24 protein-coding genes are annotated in these 26,874 nt (G+C 67.4%); 20 read left to right on the plus strand and 4 right to left on the minus strand.

Annotation, left to right across the window (positions count from 1 at the left end):
• The first annotated feature begins 61 nt into the window (after positions 1-61).
• The 10 genes from IDF66_RS18820 to proB all read left to right on the plus strand — a co-directional run bounded on the left by IDF66_RS18820 (position 62) and on the right by proB (position 13,257).
• Positions 62-2,707 carry a valine--tRNA ligase gene (locus IDF66_RS18820; protein WP_190268161.1) on the plus strand — a complete coding sequence of 882 codons (2,646 nt, stop codon included), beginning with the start codon at positions 62-64 and terminating at the stop codon, positions 2,705-2,707.
• Positions 2,704-4,392, plus strand: coding sequence for a bifunctional tetrahydrofolate synthase/dihydrofolate synthase (gene folC, locus IDF66_RS18825; RefSeq protein ID WP_417398484.1), 1,689 nt, complete (start codon positions 2,704-2,706; stop codon positions 4,390-4,392). Before IDF66_RS18820 ends, folC begins: the two co-directional genes overlap by 4 nt.
• Positions 4,389-4,790, plus strand: coding sequence for a DUF4233 domain-containing protein (locus IDF66_RS18830; RefSeq protein WP_190268162.1), 402 nt, complete (start codon positions 4,389-4,391; stop codon positions 4,788-4,790). The genes folC and IDF66_RS18830 overlap by 4 nt, the downstream gene beginning before the upstream one ends.
• Positions 4,791-4,963: 173 nt before the next feature.
• Positions 4,964-5,380 carry a hypothetical protein gene (locus IDF66_RS18835; RefSeq protein WP_190268163.1) on the plus strand — a complete coding sequence of 139 codons (417 nt, stop codon included), beginning with the start codon at positions 4,964-4,966 and terminating at the stop codon, positions 5,378-5,380.
• A gap of 55 nt (positions 5,381-5,435) precedes the next feature.
• The gene (gene ndk, locus IDF66_RS18840; RefSeq protein ID WP_190268164.1) at positions 5,436-5,852 is read left to right on the plus strand and encodes a nucleoside-diphosphate kinase; all 417 of its coding nucleotides are present in this window, start codon (positions 5,436-5,438) and stop codon (positions 5,850-5,852) included.
• Positions 5,853-6,269: 417 nt separating this feature from the next.
• Complete coding sequence (locus tag IDF66_RS18845) at positions 6,270-9,662, plus strand: translation initiation factor IF-2 N-terminal domain-containing protein (RefSeq protein WP_190268165.1); 3,393 nt, start codon at positions 6,270-6,272, stop codon at positions 9,660-9,662.
• Between the two features lie 302 nt (positions 9,663-9,964).
• Positions 9,965-10,276 carry a 50S ribosomal protein L21 gene (gene rplU, locus IDF66_RS18850; RefSeq protein WP_161059414.1) on the plus strand — a complete coding sequence of 104 codons (312 nt, stop codon included), beginning with the start codon at positions 9,965-9,967 and terminating at the stop codon, positions 10,274-10,276.
• Between the two features lie 36 nt (positions 10,277-10,312).
• Positions 10,313-10,576 (plus strand): 50S ribosomal protein L27, encoded by a 264-nt coding sequence (rpmA, locus tag IDF66_RS18855; protein WP_164306645.1) that lies wholly within the window; start codon positions 10,313-10,315, stop codon positions 10,574-10,576.
• A 96-nt stretch (positions 10,577-10,672) separates the two neighbouring features.
• Positions 10,673-12,145, plus strand: a complete 1,473-nt coding sequence (gene obgE / locus IDF66_RS18860) for a GTPase ObgE (RefSeq protein WP_190268166.1) — start codon at positions 10,673-10,675, stop codon at positions 12,143-12,145.
• Positions 12,142-13,257 (plus strand): glutamate 5-kinase, encoded by a 1,116-nt coding sequence (proB, locus tag IDF66_RS18865; protein WP_190268167.1) that lies wholly within the window; start codon positions 12,142-12,144, stop codon positions 13,255-13,257. Before obgE ends, proB begins: the two co-directional genes overlap by 4 nt.
• A gap of 55 nt (positions 13,258-13,312) precedes the next feature.
• On the opposite strand, the gene IDF66_RS18870 is transcribed toward proB, so the two are convergent.
• The 4 genes from IDF66_RS18870 to ectA all read right to left on the minus strand — a co-directional run bounded on the left by IDF66_RS18870 (position 13,313) and on the right by ectA (position 16,623).
• Positions 13,313-14,209, minus strand: coding sequence for a Sir2 family NAD-dependent protein deacetylase (locus tag IDF66_RS18870; RefSeq protein ID WP_190268168.1), 897 nt, complete (start codon positions 14,207-14,209; stop codon positions 13,313-13,315).
• An 89-nt stretch (positions 14,210-14,298) separates the two neighbouring features.
• Positions 14,299-14,721 carry an ectoine synthase gene (locus IDF66_RS18875; protein WP_164306649.1) on the minus strand — a complete coding sequence of 141 codons (423 nt, stop codon included), beginning with the start codon at positions 14,719-14,721 and terminating at the stop codon, positions 14,299-14,301.
• On the minus strand, positions 14,718-15,989 hold the full coding sequence (ectB, locus tag IDF66_RS18880; RefSeq protein WP_190268169.1) for a diaminobutyrate--2-oxoglutarate transaminase: 1,272 nt from the start codon (positions 15,987-15,989) through the stop codon (positions 14,718-14,720). Before ectB ends, IDF66_RS18875 begins: the two co-directional genes overlap by 4 nt.
• Before the next feature lie 106 nt (positions 15,990-16,095).
• On the minus strand, positions 16,096-16,623 hold the full coding sequence (gene ectA / locus IDF66_RS18885; protein WP_190268170.1) for a diaminobutyrate acetyltransferase: 528 nt from the start codon (positions 16,621-16,623) through the stop codon (positions 16,096-16,098).
• 187 nt (positions 16,624-16,810) lie between these two features.
• On the opposite strand from ectA, the gene rsmD reads away from it, so the two are divergent.
• The 10 genes from rsmD to smc all read left to right on the plus strand — a co-directional run bounded on the left by rsmD (position 16,811) and on the right by smc (position 26,870).
• Positions 16,811-17,365, plus strand: coding sequence for a 16S rRNA (guanine(966)-N(2))-methyltransferase RsmD (rsmD, locus tag IDF66_RS18890; protein ID WP_190268171.1), 555 nt, complete (start codon positions 16,811-16,813; stop codon positions 17,363-17,365).
• The gene (locus IDF66_RS18895) at positions 17,358-18,440 is read left to right on the plus strand and encodes an NAD(P)H-dependent flavin oxidoreductase (protein ID WP_190268172.1); all 1,083 of its coding nucleotides are present in this window, start codon (positions 17,358-17,360) and stop codon (positions 18,438-18,440) included. The genes rsmD and IDF66_RS18895 overlap by 8 nt, the downstream gene beginning before the upstream one ends.
• A gap of 37 nt (positions 18,441-18,477) precedes the next feature.
• Positions 18,478-18,966, plus strand: coding sequence for a pantetheine-phosphate adenylyltransferase (coaD, locus tag IDF66_RS18900; RefSeq protein ID WP_164306654.1), 489 nt, complete (start codon positions 18,478-18,480; stop codon positions 18,964-18,966).
• Positions 18,967-19,082: 116 nt separating this feature from the next.
• The gene (locus IDF66_RS18905; RefSeq protein ID WP_190268173.1) at positions 19,083-19,910 is read left to right on the plus strand and encodes a DivIVA domain-containing protein; all 828 of its coding nucleotides are present in this window, start codon (positions 19,083-19,085) and stop codon (positions 19,908-19,910) included.
• Positions 19,911-19,984: 74 nt separating this feature from the next.
• A complete protein-coding gene (locus IDF66_RS18910) occupies positions 19,985-20,671 on the plus strand; it encodes a YceD family protein (RefSeq protein ID WP_317628766.1) in 687 nt (228 codons plus the stop codon).
• A 75-nt stretch (positions 20,672-20,746) separates the two neighbouring features.
• Positions 20,747-21,433: a ribonuclease III gene (gene rnc / locus IDF66_RS18915; RefSeq protein ID WP_203588507.1), complete on the plus strand. Its 687-nt coding sequence runs from the start codon at positions 20,747-20,749 to the stop codon at positions 21,431-21,433.
• Between the two features lie 13 nt (positions 21,434-21,446).
• Complete coding sequence (gene mutM / locus IDF66_RS18920; protein WP_190268174.1) at positions 21,447-22,418, plus strand: bifunctional DNA-formamidopyrimidine glycosylase/DNA-(apurinic or apyrimidinic site) lyase; 972 nt, start codon at positions 21,447-21,449, stop codon at positions 22,416-22,418.
• Entirely contained in the window at positions 22,415-22,882 is a 468-nt protein-coding gene (locus IDF66_RS18925; RefSeq protein ID WP_190268175.1) for an OsmC family protein, read from the plus strand. The genes mutM and IDF66_RS18925 overlap by 4 nt, the downstream gene beginning before the upstream one ends.
• A gap of 3 nt (positions 22,883-22,885) precedes the next feature.
• Positions 22,886-23,170: an acylphosphatase gene (locus IDF66_RS18930; protein ID WP_190268176.1), complete on the plus strand. Its 285-nt coding sequence runs from the start codon at positions 22,886-22,888 to the stop codon at positions 23,168-23,170.
• Between the two features lie 97 nt (positions 23,171-23,267).
• Positions 23,268-26,870, plus strand: coding sequence for a chromosome segregation protein SMC (gene smc, locus IDF66_RS18935; protein ID WP_190268177.1), 3,603 nt, complete (start codon positions 23,268-23,270; stop codon positions 26,868-26,870).
• The last annotated feature ends 4 nt before the right edge of the window (positions 26,871-26,874 follow it).

The raw sequence follows: 26,874 nt of genomic DNA on the forward strand, positions 1-26,874 counted from the left end.
CTGCCGACCGAACACCTACGGGCCTGCAGTCCAGTGGTGACCCGTTCCCTAAGATTGTGGGGTGACCACATCCGATCCCACCCGTGAATTGCCGAAGTCCTGGGACCCCGCCGAGCACGAGGACAGGCTCTATCAGGGCTGGGTGGATGCCGGCTACTTCACGGCCGATGCGACCAGTGACCGGCCGGCCTTCTCCATCGTCATCCCCCCGCCGAACGTCAACGGTTCGCTGCACATGGGGCACGCCTACGAGCACGTGCTGATGGACGCACTGGCACGCCGGCGACGGATGCAGGGGTATGAGGTGTTGTGGCTGCCCGGCATGGACCACGCGGCGATCGCGATGCAGACGATGGTCGAGCGCAAGCTCGCCGGTGAGGGGTTGACGCGCGACGACCTCGGTCGTGAGGCCTTCATCGAACGTGTGTGGTCCGAGAAGGCCGAGATCGGCGACAACATCGGTACCCAGATGCGACGGCTGGGCGACAGTGTCGACTGGAGCCGGGAACGGTTCACCATGGACGACGGACTGTCCCGCGCGGTGCAGACGGTGTTCAAGCAGATGTTCGACGACGGGCTGATCTACCGCGCCGAGCGATTGGTCAACTGGTCGCCGGTGCTCAAGACCGCGATCAGTGACATCGAGGTCAGCTATGCCGACGTCGAGGGCGAACTCGTCAGCTTCCGGTACGGCAGTCTCGACGACGGGCAGCCCCATATCGTCGTCGCCACCACTCGCTTGGAGACGATGCTGGGCGACACGGCGATCGCCGTGCACCCCGACGACGAGCGCTACGCGCATCTGATCGGCACCGAACTCGAACATCCGTTCTCCGGCCGGATGATCCCGGTGATAGCCGACGCCTACGTCGACCCCGAATTCGGTAGTGGTGCAGTGAAGATCACGCCCGCCCACGACCCCAACGACTTCGCGATCGGGCAGCGACACGACCTGCCCATGCTGACGATCATGGACGACGAGGCCCGGATAGCCGACACCGGGACACCGTTCGACGGCATGGACCGGTTCGAAGCCCGGGTCAAGGTGCGCGAAGCCCTTGCCGAGCAGGGACGGATCGTGAAAGAGGTACGGCCCTATCTGCACAGCGTGGGTCACTCCGAGCGCACCGGGGAGCCGATCGAACCGCGACTGTCCATGCAATGGTGGGTCAAGGTCGAGTCCCTGGCCAAGGCGGCCGGTGACGCGGTCCGCAACGGCGACACCGTGATCCATCCGACATCGATGGAACCACGCTGGTTCGGCTGGGTCGACAGCATGTACGACTGGTGCATCTCACGACAGCTGTGGTGGGGCCATCGCATCCCGATCTGGTACGGCCCGGACGGTGAGGTGGTGTGCGTCGGTCCCGACGAACAGGCGCCGGAGGGATACGTGCAGGACACCGACGTCCTGGACACGTGGTTCTCGTCCGGACTGTGGCCTTTTTCCACGATGGGCTGGCCCGAGAAGACACCGGACCTCGAGAAGTTCTATCCCACTTCGGTTCTCGTCACGGGTTACGACATCCTGTTCTTCTGGGTGGCCCGGATGATGATGTTCGGCACCTACGTCGGACCGCAGCTCGGCGAAGACGACAAGGTCCCGTTCCGCAATCTGTTCCTGCACGGCCTGGTTCGCGATGAGCACGGTCGCAAGATGTCGAAGTCGAAGGGCAACGGCATCGATCCGTTGGACTGGGTGGAGCGATTCGGCGCCGACGCCCTGCGTTTCACGCTCGCGCGGGGCGCCAACCCGGGCAGTGACATCTCGGTGGGCGAGGACCATGCCCAGTCGTCGCGCAACTTCGCCACCAAGCTGTTCAACGCGACCAAGTTCGCGATGATGAACGGGGCGACCCTCGGAGATCTGCCGGAGAGAGCCACCCTGACCGAGGCGGATCGCTGGATTCTGGATCGCCTCGCGACCGTTCACGCCGAGGCCGACGCCGGGTTTGAATCCTACGAGTTCGCCAAGGCCTGCGAGGCGCTCTACCACTTCGCTTGGGACGAGGTGTGTGACTGGTATCTGGAGTTGGCGAAGGTCCAGTATGCCGAGAACGATGCAGAACGTTCGCGGTCGACCTCGTTGGTGCTCGGCACGGTGCTCGACAGCCTGCTGCGTCTGTTGCATCCGGTGATGCCCTTTGTCACGGAGGCATTGTGGACGGCGCTGACCGGCCAGACGTCGGTCGTGGTGGCCGAGTGGCCCCAGGGTGGCGATGCTGCAGGCGACGCCGCGGCGGCACGGCACATCGACGATCTCCAGCGCCTCATCACCGAGGTCCGCCGTTTCCGCAGTGACCAGGGACTGAAGCCGGGGCAGCGGGTCGCGGCCGAGATCAACGGCCTCGACGTCGCCGGACTGGCGCCGTCGCGGGCCTATCTCGATTCCCTCGCCCGTCTCGAACCTGCGGGTCAGGACTTCTCGGCCACCGCAACCATCGACGTCCGGTTGTCGGCGACCACGGTGACCGTGCGGATCGACACGTCGGGGACGGTCGATGTGGCGGCCGAGCGCAAACGCCTGACCAAGGATCTCGCCGCTGCCGAGAAGGAATTGGCAGGCACCACAGCGAAACTCGGCAACGAGCAGTTCCTGTCCAAGGCCCCCGACCACGTCGTCGCGAAGATCCGCGACCGGCAGCAGGTCGCCACCGAGGAAGTCGAACGACTCGGAGCCGCCCTCGATGCGCTGAGCGGCTCGTGAGTCCGCGCGAGCGGGGACACGGCAGCGCCGACGACGAGGACGTCGACGACATCGACCGTGACCACCTCGGCGAGGATCCGCTCGACCGCGATGAGATCGATGTCGATCCGCTCGGCGCCGCTCCGCTGCCGACCGACCTGGGGTCCCTGCTCGCCGGCCGCGGTGGGGCACCCGATGACCTCTACGCCGACGACGTCGACGACGACGGATCGGGGTACGACGGATCCGGGTACGAAGAGTCCGCGGACGATGACGGCGATCGTGGCCGATCGCCGGTCGACGCAGGCCCGCGCGACGACGCGGCGACTCTGGCCGAGCTCGCGGAGCTGGAGGCCGAACTCGACACGCGCTGGCCGGAGACCAGGATCGAGCCGTCGCTGACCCGCATCTCGGCGCTGATGGATCTCCTCGGTTCGCCGCAGAACAGCTATCCCGCGATCCACATCGCGGGTACCAACGGCAAGACGTCGGTCACCCGCATGGTCGATGCGTTGCTGATCGCGCTGCACCGACGGACCGGCCGCATCACCAGCCCGCACCTGCAACGGGTCACCGAGCGGATCTCGGTGGACGGCAGGCCGATCAGCGCGCGGCACTACATCGACACCTACCGCGAACTCGAGCCCTACATCACCATGGTCGACGACTCCTCGACCGCGGCCGGCGGACCACGGATGAGCAAGTTCGAGGTCCTCATCGCGATGTCGTATGCGGTGTTCGCGGAGGCGCCGGTGGACGTCGCCGTCGTGGAGACCGGGATGGGCGGACGCTGGGATGCCACGAACGTCATCGACGCCGCCGTCGCGGTGATCACCCCGATCGCCATGGACCACGCCGACTATCTGGGCGACTCCCTCGGTGCGATCGCATCCGAGAAAGCCGGGATCATCAAGAAGGGCGCCGCCGACGAACTCCTGCCCACCGATCCGGTCACGATCATCTCGACACAGGAACCCGAGGTGTCCGACGTGTTGCTGCGGCAAGCAGTCGAGTCGGAGACGATCGTCGCGAGGCAGAACTCCGAGTTCGCGGTGCTCGACTCGATGACCGCCGTCGGGGGTCAGATGTTGCGCCTGCAGGGACTCGGCGGTGTCTACGACGAGGTCTTCCTCCCGCTGCACGGCGCCCACCAGGCAGCCAATGCCGCGCTGGCGTTGGCCGCGGTCGAGGCGTTCTTCGGCGCCGGTGCCGATCGCCAACTCGACATCGACGCGATCCGTGCGGGTTTCGCGTCGGTGACGAGCCCGGGGCGTCTCGAGCGGGTGCGGAGCGCACCCACGGTCTTCGTCGACGCCGCGCACAATCCGCACGGCGCCACCGCGCTGGCGCAGGCGTTGGCGGAGGAATTCGATTTCCGACGCCTCGTGGGCGTCATCGGCATGCTCGGCGACAAGGACGCCGAGGGCTTCTTGGAAGCTGTCGAGCCGGTGTTCGACCAGATCGTGCTGACCAACAACGGATCTCCGCGGGCGGTGGACACGGAGTCACTCGCAGAGATCGCGCGACCGATCTTCGGGGATGACCGAATCGTGGTGAAGCCCTTCCTGCCGGATGCGGTGGAGACGGCGATCGGCCTGGCCGAGGAATCCGAGGGCGAGCCCGTATCCGGTGCCGGCGTGGTGATCACCGGGTCGGTGGTCACCGCCGGTGCTGCGCGCACCCTGTTCGGCAAGGAGCCCACATGACTGAACCGGTTCGGTTCACCCCGCCGCCCAACGACCCGTGGAAGGGGCTACGTGGCGTGATGGCCGGCACCCTGATACTCGAGGTCATCGTGCTCGGCCTGGCATTCCCGATCGTGGCGAACATCGGCTCCGGCCTGACATGGCTGTCGGGTGTCTACCTGGGCGTCGTCGTCCTCGCCCACATCCTGGCGGCCGGATTTCAGGGCCGACCCTATGCGCTTCGACTCGACCTGGCGCTCCAGGTCCTGGTGATCGTCGGGGGCATCTTCCACTGGTCGATCGCCGTGATCGGAGTGATCTTCCTCTGCGTATGGATCTACATCGCGTACATCAAGCACGACGTGGAGGTCCGGATCGCCCGCGGGATGCTGCCCGGTCAGCAACCGCTCGACGGCTGACCTCTCCGTTTCGGCAACCACCACGCCAGGTTCGGCGAGTGCAACACGTGTTGCCCGACTGTGACCTCGGAGCCCTCGCTTTTGGTGCGGCGGGCCTGTGACAATGTCGCTGCCGGGGGGGCGCTTTTTGGTGCGTTCCCCGTGTTCCGACTTCCAGTGATGTGAGGAAACGCTTGTCTGTCAACACCCGCCTGCACCGCCCCTTGGCCACCGCCGCGATGGCGCTGGCCGTGATCGGATCGTCGCTGGCCGCCGGTGCCGCCAACGCTGCGCCGCCCGTCGACCCTGCGGATCTGCCGGTGGCGGACGCGCCGATGCCGGTGTCGGAGGGGGAGTACAGCTACGTCGCCACTCACGACGTCACCGTGCGCGCGGCCTCGATGAAGGTTCCTGATGCGGTCGCGTCCCTGCCGGTGCCGGCTCAGTACCGTCCGGCGAACCTCGCACTCGCGGCTCAATTCGACATGGCGCTCGCCGGGGCTCTCAAGTCCCCGGGTGGTTGCCTGCAGATCGTCGTGGATCCGCGCGCGAAGTCGGGCAACCTGTTCAACTACGGATTCTTCCCGGTTGCCGGGAACTACTGCCAGTGACTCGTGGCGCGTGGGAGCGAAGCGAGCCTGCAGACCGCAACGATAAGGTGACGTCGTGACTGAACGGACTCTGGTACTCATCAAGCCCGACGGCGTCGAGCGGTCGCTGGTCGGCGACATCATCAGCCGGATCGAGCGCAAGGGATTGACGCTCGTGGCGCTGGAACTCAAGACCGTGAGCGACGACGTCGCGCGCGGGCACTACGCCGAACACGAGGGCAAGCCCTTCTACCCGTCGTTGCTGGAGTTCATCACCTCCGGCCCGTTGGTCGCCGCGGTGCTCGAAGGGCCGCGGGCGGTGGCCGCGTTCCGTCAGATCGCCGGTGGTACCGACCCGGTCGAGAAGGCTGTCCCGGGAACGATCCGTGGCGACTTTGCCCTGAGCACGCAGACCAATCTGGTGCACGGCTCGGACTCGCCGGAGTCAGCCGAGCGCGAGATCGCGCTGTGGTTCCCTGACCTGGGCATCTGACCGAGGCCTCACCCGCATTGCTCGTACCGCGGACACCCCGGCAGCGAGCAAACCCGCATAGTGTGCGGGGATCGACTCGTGGTGTGGGATACTTGCAGAGTTGTCGGTGACACACTTTGTCGCCGGCAGCCGGATGACGCCTCCGGTATCGGTCACCCCGATCACCCGTCTTCCCCATCAGGCTCGGGCTGCCGTGGCAGCCGGACGGCTGGCTCGAACGCCCGCGGCCCGATGGCGTGGAAGACCTGACCGGTTGAGGTCATCAACAACGCAAGGCGCCGCCTCGCGACCAGTTGTTGCAGGTCGCGGAGAAGGCGCGAAGACCACACAACACCGGTCCACCAGAGACCGGGACACAGAGTGAAGCCCTCGCGTGGCCGCGTCAGCCCGACGCGCCCGGGGGCTCGAGGAGACTGAGTGACCGACAACGGGTCGCCGGCTGACGCGAACGCATCGTCAGGATCGGCGGAAGAATTTCCCAGCAGGCTTCGCGTGCATGCTCTGGCCAGGACCTTGGGCCTGACCAGCAGACAGGTGCTCGCGCACCTGACCGAGCTGGGGGTGGAGACACGTAGCCCCCAATCGAGTATCGACCGCGAGGTCGCACAGCGGGTGGCTGACCGGGTCCGCGCGCATGTCGAGGTCGACGAGGCCGCCGTCGAGGCGGTCGAGGATGCCGCCGACACGGCCGGGACCGACGAGACGGTGCAACCCGAGGTCGAGCCGGCCGACCCGGGGCAGGCCGGACCGGACGCCGGTGAGACCACACCCGCAGAGACAGCTCCGGCCGTCACCGAGGCACCGGCCGCCGAGAGCCCGGCCCCCGAGACCCCTGCCGCCGAGACCGCGGCTGCGGATGACGGATCGCAGGCTTCCTCGGCTACGGCAACCCCCGACACGAGCGGCATGCCGTCGTTGTTCTCGTCGGTCGAGCAGACCCAACACCAGCCGATCTCGGCCGCTGAGGTGGCCGTGTCGCAGCCGCTGTTCCTCTCGCCTCAGGCGGTCGAGCCGGTGAAGCGCGCACCCCGCCAGACGAAGGCCGAGGAGCAACCCGAGGACAAGAAATCCCAGGGCGCGAAATCCGACAGGGCGAAGTCCGACAGGTCGACCGATGACGAGGCCGGCGCCGGCAAGGCTGCCGACGCCGACAAGACGCGCGACGCCGACACGACCCGCGATGACGACAGCGGGCGCGACGACGACTCGGACGGCGACCGCGGGTCGCGTCGGCGCCGCCGTGGTCGCCGCGGACGAGGCCGTGGTCGGGGAGACCAGGCCGACACGGGCACCGATGAGACATCCGACTCCACCGACGAGGACTCCGACGACGAGTCGGCCGATGCCGCAGGCGACGACCGGAGTGCACGTCCGTCCGGCAAGAAGAGCAAGAAGTCCAAGGCGAAGGACAAGGACCGCGACTCCGACGACGAGGAGAGCGGGAACGACGAGGGCGAGGCCACCGACGACGCCGACGGTGGTTCGGGCTCGGAGGATTCCGACCAGAATTCGTCCAAGCGACGTCGACGTCGCCGCCGCCGCAAGGGCGGTGCGGACGCCGAGGACGCCTCGCTGGACGATCCGCCGAACACCGTGGTGCACGAGCGTGAGCCGCGCAGCAAGCGGGCCCGTGACGAGGTGCAGGGCATCTCCGGTTCCACTCGACTCGAGGCCAAGCGTCAGCGTCGGCGTGACGGTCGCGACGCGGGTCGTCGACGACCGCCGATTCTGAGCGAGTCCGAGTTCCTGGCGCGACGGGAGGCCGTCGACCGGGTGATGGTGGTGCGCGAGCGCAGCGCGAACAGCTCGATCACCGTGGGGGCGAACGGAGGCGACCACGGGCACGACCAGGCCGTGCCGGTCGAGGACTACACACAGGTCGCCGTGCTGGAGGACGGGGTGCTCGTCGAGCACTTCGTGACCACCGAGACCTCGTCGTCGATGGTCGGCAACATCTACCTCGGCCGCGTGCAGAACGTGTTGCCCGGGATGGAGGCCGCATTCGTCGACATCGGTCGGGGACGCAACGGCGTGCTCTACGCCGGCGAGGTCAATTGGGACGCCGCCGGACTCGACGGCGGTTCGCGAAAGATCGAGCAGGCGCTCAAGCCGGGCGACAACGTCCTCGTCCAGGTCAGCAAGGACCCGGTCGGGCACAAGGGTGCGCGTCTGACGACACAGATCTCGCTGGCCGGCCGCTACCTCGTCTACGTACCGGGCGGATCGTCGACGGGTATCAGCCGCAAGCTGCCCGATGTCGAGCGCAAACGGCTCAAGAGCATCCTCGGCAAACTCGTCCCCGACGACGCAGGCGTGATCATTCGCACCGCCTCCGAGGGTGTCAGTGCCGAGGATCTCGGCGCCGACATCGAGCGCCTCGAAGGTCAGTGGAAAGAGATCGACGCCGCGGTCGCCAAGGCCAAGGGCGGATCCGGTTCGACCTCGCCCCAGGCTCTGTACGAAGAGCCCGATCTGCTGGTGCGGGTCGTGCGCGACCTGTTCAACGAGGACTTCAAGAAGCTCGTCGTCGAGGGGCAGAAGGCCTGGGATCTGGTCCAGCGCTACATCAGCGCGGTGGCACCGGATCTGATGGATCGGGTCGAGCGATTCGAGCGTGCGCATGCAGACGCGCCGGACTCGTTCGTCGTGCACCGGATCGACGAGCAGCTCGCGAAGGCTCTCGATCGCAAGGTCTGGCTGCCCTCGGGTGGCACGCTGATCATCGAACACACCGAGGCCATGACCGTGGTCGACGTGAACACCGGAAAGTTCACCGGGTCCGGCGGAAACCTCGAGGAGACCGTCACCCGCAACAACCTCGAGGCCGCCGAGGAGATCGTCCGGCAGATGCGTCTGCGCGACATCGGCGGCATGATCATCGTCGACTTCATCGACATGGTCCTCGAATCCAATCGTGACCTCGTCCTGCGCCGCCTGACCGAGGCGCTCGCACGCGACCGGACCAGGCATCAGGTGTCCGAGGTGACCTCGCTCGGGCTGGTGCAGATGACGCGCAAGCGTCTCGGTACGGGACTGCTCGAGGCCTTCTCCACGACGTGCACCCATTGCAGCGGACGCGGCATCATCGTGCACGCGAATCCGGTCGAGGTCCGATCCGACGACACCGCGAGGTCCGACGGCGGCGGTGGATCGAAGCGATCGCGGCGCAATCGTCGCAAGGCCGAGCCGACACCCGAGACGCAGAAGCCTGCACACAATCCGGCCGAGCACCCGATGTTCCGCGCGATGGCGGCCCACACTCACGATCACGACGGCGAGCACGATGTTCACGGCGAATCGGACGTGACGGCGGACACCGCGGCCGCCCAGGCAGATGCTGCTCAGGGCGACCACGCCGACGTGGTCGAGAAGACCCCGAAGGTCTCGGTGGAGACGTCGGTGGACAGCGACTCTCGTGACGCCGACTCTGGCGACGCAGATTCCCGGGAAGCAGATTCCCGGGACGACGTGAGTTCCGAGCCCGGCACGGCCGCGAGCGAGTCCGTGGCCGCGCCTGCCGAGCAGACCGGGACCGCAGCGAGCAAGCACGAGGACGCGGCCTCGCAGTCCGAGCCGGCGCCCACCGCGCCGAAACGCCGACGTCGGGTGGTCCGCCAGGCGGCCTCCCCGCCGACGGCCTCGGAGCCGGTGGTCCTCACCGCCGACACGGACGGATCGTCGTCGGGACCGAAGACCACGTTCGGGCCGGTCGGCGGGACCGCATCGTCCGAGGCCGCCGTTGCGGTCAGGCGTCGCCCTCGTCGCCGGACGGCAGGCAGGCCTGCCGGCCCGCCGCCGGCGGAGGAATGAGGATGACGACCGCTGTGAGCAGGTCGGGAGGCTGCACGTGAGTTTGACCCGAGCGACGACGGTCCCGTAATCTTGATTGGTCGCCTTCCGCGGAGGGCTTGCGCTGTGCCCGGAACATCCAGGACGACCCTGGAACCGACAGACGCGCGAGATCCGACGGCAGGCATCTGGTGTGATCCGTAGTGACTCCCCGGCGCAGATGCGGGGTTGGCGTGCGGCCCGTACCAGGCACGCACCACCCACACACCCCGGTGCGCAACAGCGCCGTGGGTCCGACAGACGAGTTAAAGAGGACAGCTTCGATGGCAACGTACGCGATCGTCAAGACCGGCGGTAAGCAGTACAAGGTCGCTGAGGGCGACATTGTGAAGGTCGAGAAGATCGACAGCGAGCCGGGCAGCAGCGTGAGCCTGCCGGTGGCGCTGGTCGTCGATGGCTCGAACCTCACCACCGATGCGGACAAGCTGGCGAAGATCTCGGTGACCGGTGAGGTCGTCGAGCACGTCAAGGGCCCGAAGATCCGCATCCACAAGTTCAAGAACAAGACCGGCTACCACAAGCGCCAGGGTCACCGTCAGAAGCTGACGGTCCTCAAGGTCACCGGTATCAAGTAACTCGATTCCCGCACGTACCTCAGGAGGACTGCAGAGATGGCACACAAGAAGGGCGCGTCCAGCTCGCGCAACGGTCGTGATTCCAACGCCCAGCGACTCGGCGTCAAGCGTTTCGGTGGACAGAAGGTCAGCGCGGGCGAGATCCTGGTCCGCCAGCGCGGCACCAAGTTCCACCCGGGCGTCAATGTCGGTCGCGGTGGCGACGACACCCTGTTCGCACTGGAGACCGGCTCGGTGGAGTTCGGCACCAAGCGTGGCCGCAAGACGGTGAACATCGTCCCGGAGACCGTCGCGGTCTGACGGACGCCGGGAGCACGTTCGGCTCTACACAGGGCGGGCAAGGGTCATGACGTACCCGGCCCGCCCTGCTTGTTTTTCTCAGGAAGGAAGTCACCGATGTCTCGGTTCGTCGACCGTGTGACGATTCACGTCGCGGCGGGCAACGGCGGCCATGGCTGCTCGTCGGTGCACCGCGAGAAGTTCAAGCCGCTCGGCGGTCCCGACGGTGGCAACGGGGGCAACGGTGGGTCGGTTCGTCTCGTCGTCGACCCGCAGGTGCACACGCTGCTGGACTTCCACTTCCGGCCGCACGCCAAGGCGTCCAACGGTAAGCCGGGCGCCGGGGACAACCGCGACGGTGCCACCGGTGACGACCTGGTGCTGGCAGTTCCCGACGGGACCGTCGTGCTCGACGAGGACGGCACGATCCTCGTCGACCTGGTCGGCGAGGGCACCACATTCGAGGCCGCACAAGGTGGACGCGGGGGACTGGGCAACGCCTCCCTCGCCTCCAAGGCACGCAAGGCGCCGGGCTTCGCACTGCTCGGGGAGGAAGGTCAGCACCGGGACCTCGTCCTGGAGCTGAAGTCCGTCGCCGACGTCGGTCTCGTCGGGTTCCCGTCGGCAGGCAAGTCGTCGCTCGTGTCGGTGTTGTCGGCGGCCAAGCCGAAGATCGCCGACTACCCGTTCACCACGCTCGCGCCGAATCTCGGAGTGGTGCAGACCGCCGGAGACGTGTTCACCATCGCCGACGTTCCGGGCCTGATCCCCGGTGCCTCGACCGGCCGTGGGCTGGGGCTGGAGTTCCTCCGGCACCTGGAACGCTGTGCAGTGCTCGCTCACGTCGTCGACTGCGCCACCTTGGAGCCCGGTCGTGATCCGGTCTCCGACATCGACGCCCTCGAGGCGGAACTGGCCGCATATCAGCCCGCTCTCGACACCGACCACAGCCTGGGCGACCTGGCCGAGCGACCGCGCGTGGTCATCCTCAACAAGATCGATGTCCCCGACGCGGCCGACCTTGCTGATCTCGTCGAACCCGAACTCGCAGAACGTGGTTGGCCGGTCTTCCGCATCTCCGCCGTGAGCCATGAGGGGCTGCGGGAACTGACCTTCGCCCTGGCGAAGTTGGTCGCGGACTATCGCGAGAGCCATCCGAAGCCCCAGCCGCGCCGCCAGGTGATCCGTCCCAAGGCAGTCGACGAGGCAGGCTTCAGTGTCTCCGCCGATCCCGATGTGGACGGCGGATTCATCGTGCGCGGCACCCGCCCGGAGCGGTGGATCGCACAGACCCAATTCGACAACGACGAGGCCGTCGGTTATTTGGCCGACCGTCTCAACCGGCTCGGGGTGGAGGACGAACTCGTCCGCCTGGGCGCCCAGCCCGGTGCACCCGTGACGATCGGCGACGTGTCGTTCGACTGGGAGCCGATGACGCCCATGGGTGACGACGTCCCGGTCACCGGGCGCGGCACCGACATCCGGCTCGACCGCAACGACCGCGTCGGGGCGGCCGAGCGTAAGCAGGCCCGGCGGTTGCGCCGCGGCGTGCCGCAGCCCGACGAGGACGGCGAACAGGACGTCCGGTGAGCGACGTCCGTGAACGGATCGCCCGCGCACGCAGTGTGGTGGTCAAGATCGGATCGTCGGCGCTGACCGACCTGCACGAGGGGCTCGACCGGAATCGGCTCGACCGGCTCGCCGACGCGTTGGAAGCGCGGATGCGTGCGGGTTCGGACGTGATCGTGGTGTCGTCGGGTGCGATCGGTGCCGGGATCGCACCGCTGGGGTTGAAGCGGCGACCGACCGATCTCGCGACCAAACAGGCAGCGGCGAGTGTCGGTCAGTTGGCGCTCGCGCACGCGTGGGGGACCTCGTTCCATCGTTACGGACGGACCGTCGGACAGGTCCTGCTCACCGCCGATGACATCTCCAACCGTGCCCATCATGCGAATGCCCAACGGACACTTGACCGTCTGCGATCGCTGGGTGCCGTCGCGGTGGTGAACGAGAACGACACCGTTGCGACCACCGAGATCCGTTTCGGCGACAATGATCGGCTTGCCGCACTCGTCGCCCACCTCGCGGGTGCCGACGCGCTGTTCCTGTTGTCCGACGTCGACGGACTCTACGACGGTGACCCGCGCCGGGTCGGCGCCGACGGGCGTCGGGCGCGGTTGATCCCTGAGGTCCACGGGCCGGAGGACCTCGACGGGGTGATCGCAGGCTCCGGAGGAGCGCTCGGTACCGGCGGAATGGCCTCCAAGCTCGCCGCTGCCAGACTGTCGGCCGACGCCGGTGTGCCGGTGCTGCTCGCCGCGGCCGATCAGGCTCCGCAGGCGTTGGCGGATGCCTCGGTCGGGACGGTCTTCGCGGCACGGGACGAGCGCCTCTCCGCGCGGCGGTTCTGGGTTCGGCATGCGGCGGACGCGCGCGGACAACTCGTGCTCGATGACGGCGCGGTCGCGGCGGTCGCGCGGCGACGCCGCTCGCTGCTGGCGGCAGGCATCGTCGGCGTGAACGGGCGGTTCTATGGCGGCGACGTTGTGGAACTCGTCGACCTCACCGGTGCCGTGCGGGCGCGTGGAGTGGTCGCCTACGACTCCGACGACATCGCCCTGGCGGTGGGGCGCTCGACCAGAGACCTGCCGTCGGAGCTCCGTCGCCCGGTGATCCACGCGGACGATCTGGTCGCGACCTGACCTGGCGCAGCTGTTGCGCCTCGGGCACTTTCGTGACCCGTGCCCGGGTCGGCGCTCATGCCGTCGCGCGCACCTGTGACTCCGACAACCTCGGTAGCACCACCGACGCGAGGTGGTCGATCTTGAGGTCGGCGATGTCGTCGGCTCGGGTTGCGCCCCGGTTGACTATGGCGAGCTTCTTTCCGGCGCGGTGCGCATGTCGGGCAAACCGCAGGCCGCTCATCACGGTCAGCGACGATCCGATCACCAGCAGGGCATCCGCCTCGTCGACCATCGAGAATGCCTGGCGCACCAACGGTTTGGGAACGCTCTCGCCGAAGTAGACGATGTCGGGTTTGACGATGCCGCCGCATCGGGGGCAGTCGACCATCTGGAAATCGCTGGTGTCGTCGATGGCGGCGTCGGCGTCGGGGGCCACCTCGATGGCGCCTCGGCCACGGACCCGAGAAGTGAATCCGGTGTTGAGCGCGTCGAGTTCGCGGGCCAGTCGGTGCCGAGAGATCAGCCAGTCGCAGTCGAGACATCGGACGCGTCCGTAGCAGCCGTGGAGTTCGAGGACCCTTCGGGTGCCTGCCTTGGTGTGCAGCATGTCGACGTTCTGGGTGATCACTCCGGTGAGGAGACCGGTGCGTTGCCACTCGGTGAGTGCCCGATGCGCGGCATTGGGCCGTGCGGCATCCATGTGCCGCCAACCGAGATGGTTGCGGGCCCAGTAATGGCGACGGAACTCCGGCGACGACAGGAACATCTCCAGGGTCATCGGCGTGCGCGGTGGAGCGCCCGGGCTGCGATAGTCGGGGATGCCGGAATCGGTGGAGATGCCGGCACCTGTCAGCGCCACGATTCGTCGCCCGTCGAGCAATGCGCGCAACTCGTCGATCCGCGCCTCGACATCGGTGTCGACGGCTGTCGGCTCGGCCGGATCCCAGCCGATCTGGAGTCGAGTGCGCACTCTGCCCAGGGTAACCGCACAGACGCAGGACCCGCCACGACGAGACGTCGTGGCGGGTCCTGAGCCTGTGGCGCGATGGCCGACCGCGGCTATACGGTGCTGTGCTTGCCGGCCGGGGCCGGCACGGCGACGAGCGGGTACACGCCGTCCTCGTCGTGCACCTCGGTGCCGACGACGGGCGGGTTGAAGACGCACAGCATGCGCATCTGGGTATCCGCGGTGACCGTGTGCCGTTCGTGGCCGTTCAGCAGGTACATGGTGCCGGGCGCGAGCGGATAGGTCTCGCCGGTTTCGCGGTCGAGGAGCGTGCCCTCGCCTTCGACGAGCCAGACCGCCTCCACGTGGTTGGCGTAGTGGAACTCGTTGACCGACCCGGCGTTGATGGTGGTCTCGTGGAAGGAGAACCCGACGTGGTCGCCACCGAGGACGATCCGCTTGGAGACCCAATTGCCCTTCGGGTCGGCGACGTCGCGGTCGGTACCGGTGATTTCTGCTGTGGTTCGGACGATCATCCGATCACCTCCTTGACGGAATCGCTGATGATCTGCAGTCCGCGACCCAGGTCCTCGGTCGAGATCGTCAGCGCGGGAAGAAGTTTCACGACCTCATCGGACGGCCCGGAGGTCTCGGCGAGCAGGCCGGCACCAAATGCCGACGCGCACACCTTGCTGGCGGTCGCCGACTCCTCGAAGACGAGTCCGCGGACCATGCCACGGCCACGAGTGCTGATGCCCTCGTAGCGCTCGGCCAGCTCGGTGAAGGCGGTGTTGATCTGCTCACCCTTGGCGTGCACCTCCTTGGTGAGCGAATCATCGCTCCAGAAGTGCTCGATGGTCTTCGTGCCGGTCACGAACGCGGGGTTGTTGCCGCGGAACGTGCCGTTGTGCTCACCCGGAGTCCAGACATCGAGCTCCGGCTTGAACAGCGTCAGGGCCAACGGCAGGCCGTAACCGCTGATCGACTTCGACAGGGTGACGATGTCGGGCTTGATCCCGGCCTCCTCGAACGAGAAGAACTCGCCGGTGCGGCCGCAGCCCATCTGGACGTCGTCGACGATCAGCAGGATGTCGCGACGCTCGCACAGCTCGGACAGTGCGCGCAGCCACTCCATGCGGGCGACATTGACGCCGCCCTCGCCCTGCACGGTCTCGACGATCACCGCGGCGGGGCGGTTGAGGCCGCTGCCCGAATCGTCCAGGACGCGCTCGAACCAACCGAAGTCCTCGGTGACACCGCCGAAGTAGTTGTCGAACGGCATCGGGGTCGCATGGACCAGCGGGATGCCGGCACCGGCGCGCTTCATCGAGTTACCGGTCACCGAGAGCGAGCCCAGCGTCATACCGTGAAAAGCGTTGGTGAAGCTGATGATCGACTCACGGCCGGTCACCTTGCGGGCCAGCTTGAGAGCTGCCTCCACCGCATTGGTGCCGGTGGGTCCGGGGAACTGGATCTTGTAGTCCAGCCCGCGCGGCGCGAGGATCTTCTGTGTGAAGGCCTCGATGAACTTTCCCTTGGCGACGGTGGCCATGTCGAGGCCGTGGGTGATGCCGTCGTCGGAGATGTAGTCCAGCAGAGCCGCTTTCATGATCGGGTTGTTGTGCCCGTAGTTCAGTGAGCCGGCTCCGGCAAAGAAGTCCAGGTATTCACGACCGGTGGTGTCGGTCATCCATGAACCGCTCGCGCGGGTGAACACGGTCGGCCAGCTGCGGCAGTAGCTGCGTACTTCGGACTCGTGTTGGGTGAAGACCGAATCATCAACGGTCTGATCGAGAAGCTCCATCGTGACTTCCCCCTTTTTTGTTGTGACGATCAATGGACGGCGGCGGCCGAGATCACCGGTGACCCGGGAGTTGGCACCGCCGCAATTTCACAATTGTTGTGCGAAATCAGAATTCGGAAACTGTCGGTTCGAGGATGTAGAGATCCTCGGGCTCGTGGGCGCCCGGGAACTGTTCTGCGGCGAACAGATCCCGACGTTCGAATCGCAGTCCACGCGCATCGGCGACGGACTCGAACAACCGTTGCGAGGCGGCATTGTCCGGGCTGATCGTGGTGTGCATCGCCACCACGCCGGACCGCTGGGTGCGGTCGAGAAGACGGTGCAGCATGGTGCCGGCGATGCCGTGACCACGGTAATTGTCGTCCACCGCGACCTGCCAGACCATGATGGTCGACGGGTCGGTCTGACGGCGATATCCGGTGACGAAACCGACCGGATGTCCGTCGACTTCTGCGACGATGGATGTGGTGGCGAAATCATGGCACCACAGGACGTAGGCGTAACTCGAGTTGACGTCGAGAACCTTTGAGTCCGAGGCGATTTCCCACAGTCGCATGCCGTCGTCGGCGGTGGGCTGTCGATAATCGACAGCAAGGGCAGTTGTTGGGGCCGTTCTAGTTTGGGACGGGCTCATGACCTTTTTGACGTTAACAATGTGTGTCCGCGAAGTCATCTAGCAGCGGAAATCGGTCCCGGAATGCCCTACCTTCCGCCTGTTCAGCACCGGTTTGTGAAGTGGGTCACATCCATGTCACCCGGTGCCTATGCGTGGGGACGGGGCGGACGTCATCGACAGGGGTCCGGGGCGCAGAATGAGGGCAATGACCAGAATCATCGCCGGTGACTCCCGCGGGCGCCGATTGTCCGTTCCTGACGACGGTACGCGTCCCACGTCCGATCGGGTCCGGGAAGCCGTGTTCAACATGATCTCCGCCCGGTTCGACCTCGCAGGTACCCGCGTGCTGGACCTGTACGCGGGGTCGGGTGCGCTCGCGATCGAGGCGCTCTCCCGCGGCGCGGAGCACGCGACTTTCGTGGATTCTCGCCGACGCGCCACCTCGGTGATCAGGGGTAACCTCGCCACCTGCGGCAAGACCGGATCAGGTGTGGTGGTCACCCGGCCCGTGGCGACGTTCTTGGCGACGGCCCCAACCGGCCGATTCGACCTGATCTTCCTCGATCCGCCGTACGACCAGGCGAACGACGAGATGACAGCCGATCTCGCGGCCCTCGGGGCCGGGTGGCTGGCCGACGGTGGCGTCGTGGTGGTGGAACGGAGTGCGCGAGCGCCGGTGACCGAGTGGCCGGACGGGATGAGCGTGCTCGTCGAGAAGACCTACGGAGATACCCGCGTGGAGGTGGCCGACCATGAATGAAGCCGTCGACGGCGTCGAACCGATCCGGATCGGTTCGCTGCAGGTCCCGTTGCCGATCATGTGCGCGCCGATGGCCGGCGGCCCCTCGACGCCCGCGCTGATCGCCGCGGTGGGCGCAGCGGGCGGACTCGGCTGGCTCCCCGCGGGTTACCTGGCCCCCGAAGCGCTGGAAGACCTGGTCACCGACGTCGAAGGGCGGTCGGACCGGCCCTACGGCGTGAATCTCTTCCTGTCCGGGCCCGAGCCGGATGACGACAGGGACGGTGCAGTCCAGGCCTACGTCGAGGATCTCGGGAGCGAAGCGGCGCGCTACGGCGTCGCGCCCGGTGAGCCGCGGTTCACAGACGAGCGGGTGGCCGAGAAGCTCGACGTCCTGGCCCGGCACCGGCCTGCGATCATCAGCTTCACCTTCGGTGACCCGGGTGCCGCGGTCGTCTCACGGGTCCACCGCGAACTCGGCGTTCCGGTCGCGGTGACCGTGACCTCGGTGCCGGAGGCCGTCACCGCGGTGGCATCGGGTGCCGATGCGGTGGTGGTACAAGGCATCGAGGCGGGCGGTCACCGCGGTTTGTGGTTCGACGATCCGTCCGAACCCGACGGCGGACCGCGCACCACGACCGCCGACCTCGTGCGCACCGTCGTCGGGGAGGTCGATGTGCCGGTGATCGCGGCGGGTGGTGTCGCCGATGGCGCCACGATCAGATCACTGCTGGCTCTCGGCGCAGTCGGTGCGCAGCTGGGAACGGCATTCCTGTGCTGTGACGAGGCCGGGACGTCTGCACCGTACCGTCGGGCGTTGCTGAACGGGATCTTCGCCGACACGGTCGTCACGCGGTCCTTCTCGGGGCGCTCGGCACGGTCGCTGCGGAACGGATTCGCCGAGCGCCATCCCGGGGCACCGGCTCGGTATCCGCACGTGCATCACGTGACGAAACCGATCCGGTCTGCGGCGACCGCCGCCGGCGAGGCCGACGACATCAATCTGTGGGCGGGGACGAGCTGGCGGTCGGTGACCGCCGGTCCGGCCGCCGATCTCGTGGCTCGGCTGGCGGCCGAGCTGACCGCCGGGTCATGACCCGGACGGCGGGGACCGCTCGCGTAGATTTCCGGATATGACCTCAGCTGTCTTTCCCGGATCCTTCGACCCGTTCACCGTCGGCCACCGCTACATCGTGGAGCGGGCGGCCGCCCGATTCGACTCCCTGGTGGTCACCGTGGTGGTGAACCCGAACAAGCAGGGCATGTTCGGGGTGGACGAACGCATCGCCCTCATCCGCGAGGACTGTGCGGATCTGCCGAACGTCCGGGTGGACCGGTGGACCGGACTGCTCGTCGACTACACGCGCAACGAGGGGATCGACACGATCGTGAAGGGTCTGCGCTCGGGCACCGACTTCGACTACGAGGTGCCGATGGCGCAGATGAATCGCGACCTCACCGATGTGGAGACGATGTTCCTGCTGACAGATCCGCGCTTCGCCCACGTGTCGAGCTCCTTGGTCAAAGAGGTCGCCAAGCTCGGCGGGGACGTTGCGCCCTTCCTGTCGCCGAGGATTCACGAGCGTCTGCAAGCGCGACTGGCGGGTGAGCGCCGCATCTAGGCTCACCGCTGCGCGACACACCCCTCACGCCTCACTAATCACAGACACACCATTCGGCACAATAGTCACAGTTGTTTCATTCGCAGACCGAAGGCATACGCCGGATTGGGGTAGCTGTGTACCGGGTTTTTGAAGCGCTCGACGAACTCGTCGCGATTGTCGAGGAAGCGCGAAGCGTCCCGATGACTGCGGGCTGCGTCGTTCCACGAGGCGATGTCCTCGAACTCCTCGACGACATCAAGGACTCCATCCCAGGTGAGCTCGACGACGCCCAGGACGTGCTCGATCAGCGGGATTCGCTCGTCGGCAATGCCCGGGAGCACGCGGAGAACGTGATCAGCAAGGCCGACTCGGAATCCGATGCGGTGATGGGCCACGCTCGCGCAGAGGCCGACCGCATCCTCTCCGAGGCCAAGGCCCAGGCCGATCGCATGGTGGACGAGGCCGGCGCACACGGTAACCAGCTGGTGGACGAGGCCACCGCGGAGGCTCATCGCCTGTCGACCAGTGCGGCGCGGGAGTTCGACGCCGTCACCGGACGTGCGCGGGCCGAGGCGCAGCGGACCATCGACTCGGCCAACAACTCCTACGACAAGTCGGTCGCCGACGGCATCGCCGAACAGCAGCGACTGGTCTCGGAGGCCGAGGTGGTCGCCGCGTCCAAATCCGAGGCCGAACGCATCATCGATGCCGCACACGCCGAGGCCGACCGGCTGCGGGGCGACTGCGACATCTACGTCGACGAGAAGCTGGCGCAGTTCGAGGAGATCCTCACGGGCACGCTGCGGTCGGTGAACCGTGGCCGCCATCAGCTGCGCACGGGTGCAGGCATGCATGACTACGTCGAGTACCCGCGCAGCGTGGACGAGCCGCCGGCACCGCGCGGCGGTGCGTCGTCGAGCCGGGATGTCGCCGACGAGCCGGGTTCCCGCCTGGCCGTGTGAGGCGTCGGGCCTGCCACGGGTGATTCGAGCGGATGTCGTTCGAACACCCCGCAGGTCGGGCGTATCGTGCAACTGTGTCTGAACATGCAATGAGCCGCGGAAGCGCCGCGGGCGAGTCGGTGTCACCTGCCGATCCGCGCGGCGGCCCCGAGAAGCGGACGCCCGACTCGGCAGCAGCCGTCCGTGATCCCTTCGTACTCGACATCCGGTCCCTCGGCCGCCGGCCGGGAACGATGTCGGAGGTACACCGCACCGCCATCGCCCCCGAGCGTCTCGGCGTCGACATGATCGCGATCCCCGAGGATTCGGAGGTGGACCTCGATCTGCGATTGGAATCGGTCAGCGAAGGCGTGCTGGTGACCGGGACCGTGAGCGGTGAGACCAAGGGGCAGTGCTCGCGCTGTCTGGAGCCGGTCGACGGCACCGTCACCGTGTTCCTCACCGAACTGTTCGCCTATCCGGACAGTGAGACGGAACAGACCACCGATGCCGAGGACATCCACCGCATCTCCGACGACCGCGTCGATCTGGAGCAATCGATCATCGATGCCGTCGCGCTCGAGCTCCCGATGTCGCCGCTGTGCTCGCAGGACTGCGAAGGGCTGTGTCCAGAGTGCGGTGTCCGGCTCGCGGTCGCCGAACCCGGGCACGCGCACGACGTCATCGACCCGCGATGGGCAGCGCTGCGGGACAAATTCGGGTCCACCGAGGAGGCGTCCCCGAACGCATCGGGACGTCCGGACGATCAGGGCGGTGACTGAACCGTCGTGGCCGAAGGACAAGGCGCGACCGACGAGTCGACGCGGACCGAGACCACCGACGGCGGGTTCGGGGATCTGCTGACCGCCGTCCGCGGAGAGTTGTCTCCGCCGATGCTCACCCTGGCATTGACCCACCGTTCCTATGCATACGAGAACGGGGGCCTGCCCACCAACGAGCGCCTGGAGTTCCTGGGCGACTCGGTGCTCGGTGTGGTGATCACCGAGCGTCTCTATCTTCGATATCCGGACAAATCCGAGGGTGAGCTGGCCAAGATCCGGGCGAGCGTGGTCAACATGCATGCGCTCGCGGACGTGGCCCGCGGTCTCGGCCCGGGTGGTCTCGGGCGTCATCTCTACCTCGGTCGGGGTGAGGAGATGACCGGTGGCCGCGACAAGGACAGCATCCTCGCCGACGGCCTGGAGTCGTTGCTCGGTGCGCTGTACCTGGAGCACGGACTGGCCGAATGCCAGACCATCATTCTGGGACTGTTCGACGAGATCATCGGGCACGCAGGACATCTCGGGGCCGGACTCGATTGGAAGACCTCGTTGCAGGAACTCTCCGCCGAACACGGATTCGGTCCGCCGCACTACCAGATCTCGTCCACCGGTCCCGACCACAACAAGGAATTCACCGCGACCGCGATGATCGCCGGGGAAGGACTCGGCGAGGGCAGCGGACGGACGAAGAAAGAGGCCGAGCAGAAGGCAGCAGCCCTGGCCTGGCAGGTGCTGACCGACCGCGCCGCGGCCGCGAACTGATCGGCGGAGCCCAGTGCCTGAGCTACCCGAGGTCGAGACGGTTCGGCGTGGCCTCACCGACCATGTCGCCGGACGGCAGATCGTCGCCGTCGAGGTCCTGCATCCCCGATCGGTGCGGCGTCACCTCGGGGGTGGCGCGGACCTCGCCGGACGCCTGACAGGGAAGACCGTCACCGGTGCCCACCGGCGCGGCAAGTATCTCTGGCTCGACCTCGGTGACGACACCGATGGATTTCCGGTCGTCGTCCACCTGGGCATGAGCGGTCAGATGTTGATCACCGAGGCCGGGGCCCCGGACCACGTGCATCTGCGGATCCGTGCCACTCTCGACGACGGCAACGAGCTGCGATTCGTTGACCAGCGGACCTTCGGCGGTTGGCATGTCGACGAATACCTGGGGCCGCCGGTCGCCGATGGGGGCTCGCTGCCCGAGTCGATCGCACACATCGCGCCCGATCCTTTCGACCCTGCGTTCGATCCGGCCGCTGTCGTACTCGCCATCAGAGCCCGCCACTCGGAGATCAAACGTGTGCTCCTGGATCAGACAGTGATCTCCGGGGTCGGCAACATCTACGCCGACGAGGCGTTGTGGCGCAGTCGGATTCACGGCAGCAGGATGGCAGATCGATTGAGCCGGGCCAAGATCGCCGATCTGGTCGGCTCCGTGACCGATGTGATGGGTGAGGCCCTCGTGGCCGGCGGGACGTCGTTCGATGCGTTGTATGTGAACGTCAACGGGCAGTCGGGCTACTTCGAACGATCACTCAATGCATACGGGCGCGAAGGACTGCCGTGCCGGCGTTGTGGTGCGATCATGCGCCGCGAGCAGTTCATGAACCGCAGCTCGTACTACTGCCCGAAGTGTCAGCGCCGCGAATCGAGCCGGAAGCAATCCGGGTCCGTTCGTGTTGTCAGTTCAGCCGAGATCGCAACCGAGCCGATCACCGGCCGTACACGAGGAAAAGGATCGAATCAGCGACCATGACGACCGATCAGCAGACCACCCAGGCCGCAGCCGACGGCCAGGCGGCACATCATCCCCACACCGATCTGTGGGTCGAACGTACCGGTACCCGCCGCTACACCGGTCGGAGTTCTCGGGGCGCGGAGGTTCTGATCGGTTCCGACGACGTCGAGGGCGTGTTCACCCCTGGGGAACTGCTCAAGATCGCGCTGGCCGCCTGCACCGGCATGTCGTCGGACCGGCCGCTGTCCCGGCGTCTCGGTGACGACTACGACGCCACCGTCCGGGTCAGTGGCGCGGCCGACCGTGAGAACGAGCGATACCCGGTCCTCGACGAAGTCCTCGAGGTCGACCTGTCCGAACTCGACGACGCGGCCGCCGAGCGGCTGCTCGTGGTGGTCGAGCGTGCGATCGACGCGGTCTGCACGGTCGGGCGCACCATCAAGGCCGGTGCCACGGTCAACCTCGCGATCGAGACCGACTGAGCCATGCCCGACAACGGGGACGTCCGGCTCACCGCGTATGTGCACGGGCATGTCCAGGGCGTCGGGTTCCGATGGTGGACGCGCTCCCGGGCACTCGAGATGGGACTCGTCGGCTACGCCGCCAACCTGGCCGACGGCCGCGTGCTGGTGGTCGCGGAAGGGCCCCGGGATGCGGCCGACGCGCTGCTGGCTGCGCTGAGGTCGGGCGAGACCGCGGGTTCGGTCGACCTCGTCGTCGAGCGGTTCGACGCCGCACGCGGCGATCTGAGCGGCTTCGTCGAGCGGTGACCCTCGCCTGCGGCGGCCGCATGAGGCGCGGGAGGGACGTGCTCGCCACCGCGTGGTGACGGTGATCAGGCCACGATGGTGAGTATTCTGTACCGTCGTGCACCTCAAAAGCCTCACCCTGAAGGGCTTCAAGTCGTTTGCGTCGTCGACGACGCTGCGCTTCGAGCCGGGTATCACCTGTGTGGTGGGGCCGAACGGGTCGGGCAAGTCCAACGTCGTCGATGCGCTGACCTGGGTGATGGGCGAGCAGGGTGCCAAGGCGCTGCGCGGCGGCAAGATGGAAGACGTCATCTTTGCGGGTACCTCCGGACGGCCGCCTCTCGGTCGCGCGGAGGTGACCCTGACCATCGACAACTCCGACGGCGCACTGCCCATCGAGTACTCCGAGGTCTCCATCACGCGGCGGATGTTCCGCGACGGGGCCGGCGAGTACGAGATCAACGGGAACTCCTGCCGGCTGATGGACGTGCAGGAGTTGCTGAGCGACTCGGGTATCGGCCGGGAGATGCACGTCATCGTCGGACAGGGCAGGCTCGCGGCCATCCTCGAGTCGCGACCCGAGGATCGGCGAGCGTTCATCGAGGAGGCAGCCGGCGTCCTCAAACACCGCAAGCGGAAAGAGAAGGCGGTCCGCAAGCTCGACGGGATGCAGGCCAACCTGGCCCGCCTGACCGACCTGACCGCAGAGCTCCGACGTCAGCTCAAGCCACTGGGACGGCAGGCCGAAGTGGCGCGCCGGGCGCAGACGGTCCAGGCCGACCTGCGCGACGCGCGTCTGCGGCTGGCCGCAGACGATCTGGTGACCCGCCGCTCCGAGATGGCCGAGCACACGGCGGTCGAGGACGAGGTCCGGCAACAACAGGACGAGGTGACCGCCGCGCTCGACCATGTCACCGCCGAACTCGCCGAACACGAACGCCACCTCGCGGAGGTCGCGCCTGCCGCCACCGCCGCCGCCCAGGCCTGGTTCCGGTTGTCTGCACTGGCCGAGCGGGTGGACGCGACGTGCCGGGTGGCGGCCGAGCGCAGCCGCTACCTGAGTGAGCCGTCCAGCGCGCCGGGTGGCCCCGATCCCGACGAACTCGAACGCGAGGCCGAGGAAGCGGCGATCACCGAGGCAGAACTCGACGGCGCGGTGGGCGCGGCGGCCGAGTATCTGGACGCCGTGAAGGCAGAGCTGTCCCGATCCGAGCAGGTGGCCGCCGAGGCCGAACAGGCCCACATGGCGGCGGTTCGAGCCATCGCCGACCGCAGAGAGGGCCTCGCCCGCCTCGAAGGGCAGGTCGCCAACCTGCGGACCAAGTCGGAGTCGGTCGACGCCGAGACGGCCCGCCTCACCAGCGCGATCGCCGCGGCGAACGAGCGAGCCGAAGCGGCCCAGGCCCAGCAGGACTCGATGGCCGAGACGCTGGGGGAGTACGAGGCCGCCGAACACGGACTCGACGAGCATCACGAACGCTCGGTCGCGGCGCTGAACCAGGCGAACGAGCGGGTGGCGTCGCTGCAGGCCGGGCAACGTGAGACCGAGCAGCGGATCGCGTCGCTGTCCGCGCGGATCGAGGCACTCGAGGTCGGACTCGAACGCAACGACGGCGGCGCATGGCTGCTCGACAACGCCCCCGACGGACTCGTCGCGCCGATGTCGGAACTGCTCACCGTCGACGCAGGTTACGAGACGGCCATCGCCGGTGCCCTCGGGCCTGCGGTCGACGCGATCGCCACCGTGGACGCCATCGCCGCGGTCCGGGCCCTCGCCGCGTTGAAAGCCGGCGACGGCGGTCGCGCCGCGCTGATCCTCGGCGGCCTGCCCGATGCCGCGGCCCGGACCGACATCGACCTGCCCGACGGTGCCCGCTGGGCATCCTCGGTGGTGACCTGCCGGCCGTCGGTCCGCGGTGCCGTCGAGCATGTGCTGGCCGACACGGTCCTGGTGGACACCGCCGAGCAAGGTCTCGACATCGCGCAGCGACACCGCGTCCGGACAGTCACCCTCGACGGTGACCGGATCGGTCCGGGGTCCATCGAGGGGGGCTCGTCGCACCGGCCGTCGACGCTCGAGGTCCAGTCGGCCATCGATGCGGCGACCTCCGAACTGGCCGCGGCCCGACGTCGGCTCGAGGAGATCGAGGCCGCCCTCGACGGCGCGATGTCCGCGCAGGTGGGCCGGCGTGAATCCGCCGAAGAAGCGTTGGCCGCGTTGCACGAATCCGACGCCAACGTCGGCGGCACCTACGAGCAGATGGCGCGCCTCGGCCACGAGATCCGTGCGGCACGATCGGAGAGCGAACGTCTGACCCGCCAGCGCGGCAAGGCCGAGGAAGGTCGCGCCGAGGCACTGACCACCCTGCATGAGCTCGAAGAGCGTTTGCGTTATGCGCGTGACGAATCCGACGACACCCCGGCTCACACAGGCGACGACACGCCCCGTACCGCCGCGGCGGAGGCGGTGGCCGCGGCGCGGTCGGCGGAGATGGAGGCGCGACTGCAGTTGCGAACGGCCGAAGAACGACTCGCCTCGGTGCGGGGACGTGCGGATTCCTTGCGTCGGGCCGCGCAGCGCGAACGCGAGGCGCGGCTGCGTGCTGAGCGTCAGGACCTGGCACGCCGACGCGCCGCTGCCGTCGCGTCTGCCGTCGTGGAGGCGGGAGCCGAAGTCTCCCAGCGACTTTCGGTGGCTGTGCAGAACGCCCAGGCAGGCCGTGACGAGCTCGAACAGGTGCGCGTGGAGCGGACCGCGGCCGTCGACGAACTCAAGAACAAGGTCGCCGAGCTGACCACCAGACTCAACACGCTGCGCGACACCGTGCACCGCGACGAGCTGGCCAGGGCACAGGCCGCCCTCCGGATCGAGCAACTCGAGGAACAGATCCTGGATTCGTTCGCGATCGCGCCGGATGACCTCGTGGCCGAGTACGGTCCCGACGTACCGATGCCGCCCTCGGCGCTCGAGATGCACGAGTACGAGCAGGCGAAGGCCCGTGGCGAGTCGGTGGTGGCGCCCGCGCCGTTGCCGTTCGATCGCGCGACGCAGGAGACACGGGCCAAGAAGGCACAGAAGGACCTCAACACCCTGGGCAAGGTCAACCCACTCGCACTGGAGGAGTTCGCCGCGCTCGAGGAGCGCTACAACTTCCTCTCGGCTCAGCTCGAGGATGTCAAGGCGGCCCGTCGGGACCTGTTGTCGGTGGTCGAGGAGGTCGACGCCCGCATCCTGCAGGTGTTCACCGAGGCGTACGCCGACGTCGAGCGGGAGTTCGCCCAGGTGTTCACCACGTTGTTCCCGGGTGGCGAAGGACGTCTCGTGCTCACCGAGCCCGGCGACATGCTCACCACCGGAATCGAGGTCGAGGCCCGCCCACCGGGAAAGAAGGTCAAGCGGCTCTCGCTGCTCTCCGGTGGTGAGAAGTCGCTCACCGCGGTGGCCATGCTGGTGGCGATCTTCCGGGCACGGCCCTCCCCGTTCTATGTGATGGACGAGGTGGAGGCGGCACTCGACGACACCAACCTGCGACGCCTGATCTCGCTGTTCGAGCAGTTGCGTGAGCGATCCCAGCTGATCGTGATCACGCACCAGAAGCCGACGATGCAGGTCGCCGACGCGCTGTACGGCGTGAGTATGCGCGGGGACGGCATCACCACGGTGATCTCGCAGCGCCTGCGTGGGGTGGACCTGCCGGTCACCAACACCGACGCGACCTGACGGC

The sequence above is a fragment of the Gordonia hankookensis genome (genome assembly GCF_014673215.1).
In the GTDB taxonomy this organism is placed as follows: domain Bacteria; phylum Actinomycetota; class Actinomycetes; order Mycobacteriales; family Mycobacteriaceae; genus Gordonia; species Gordonia hankookensis.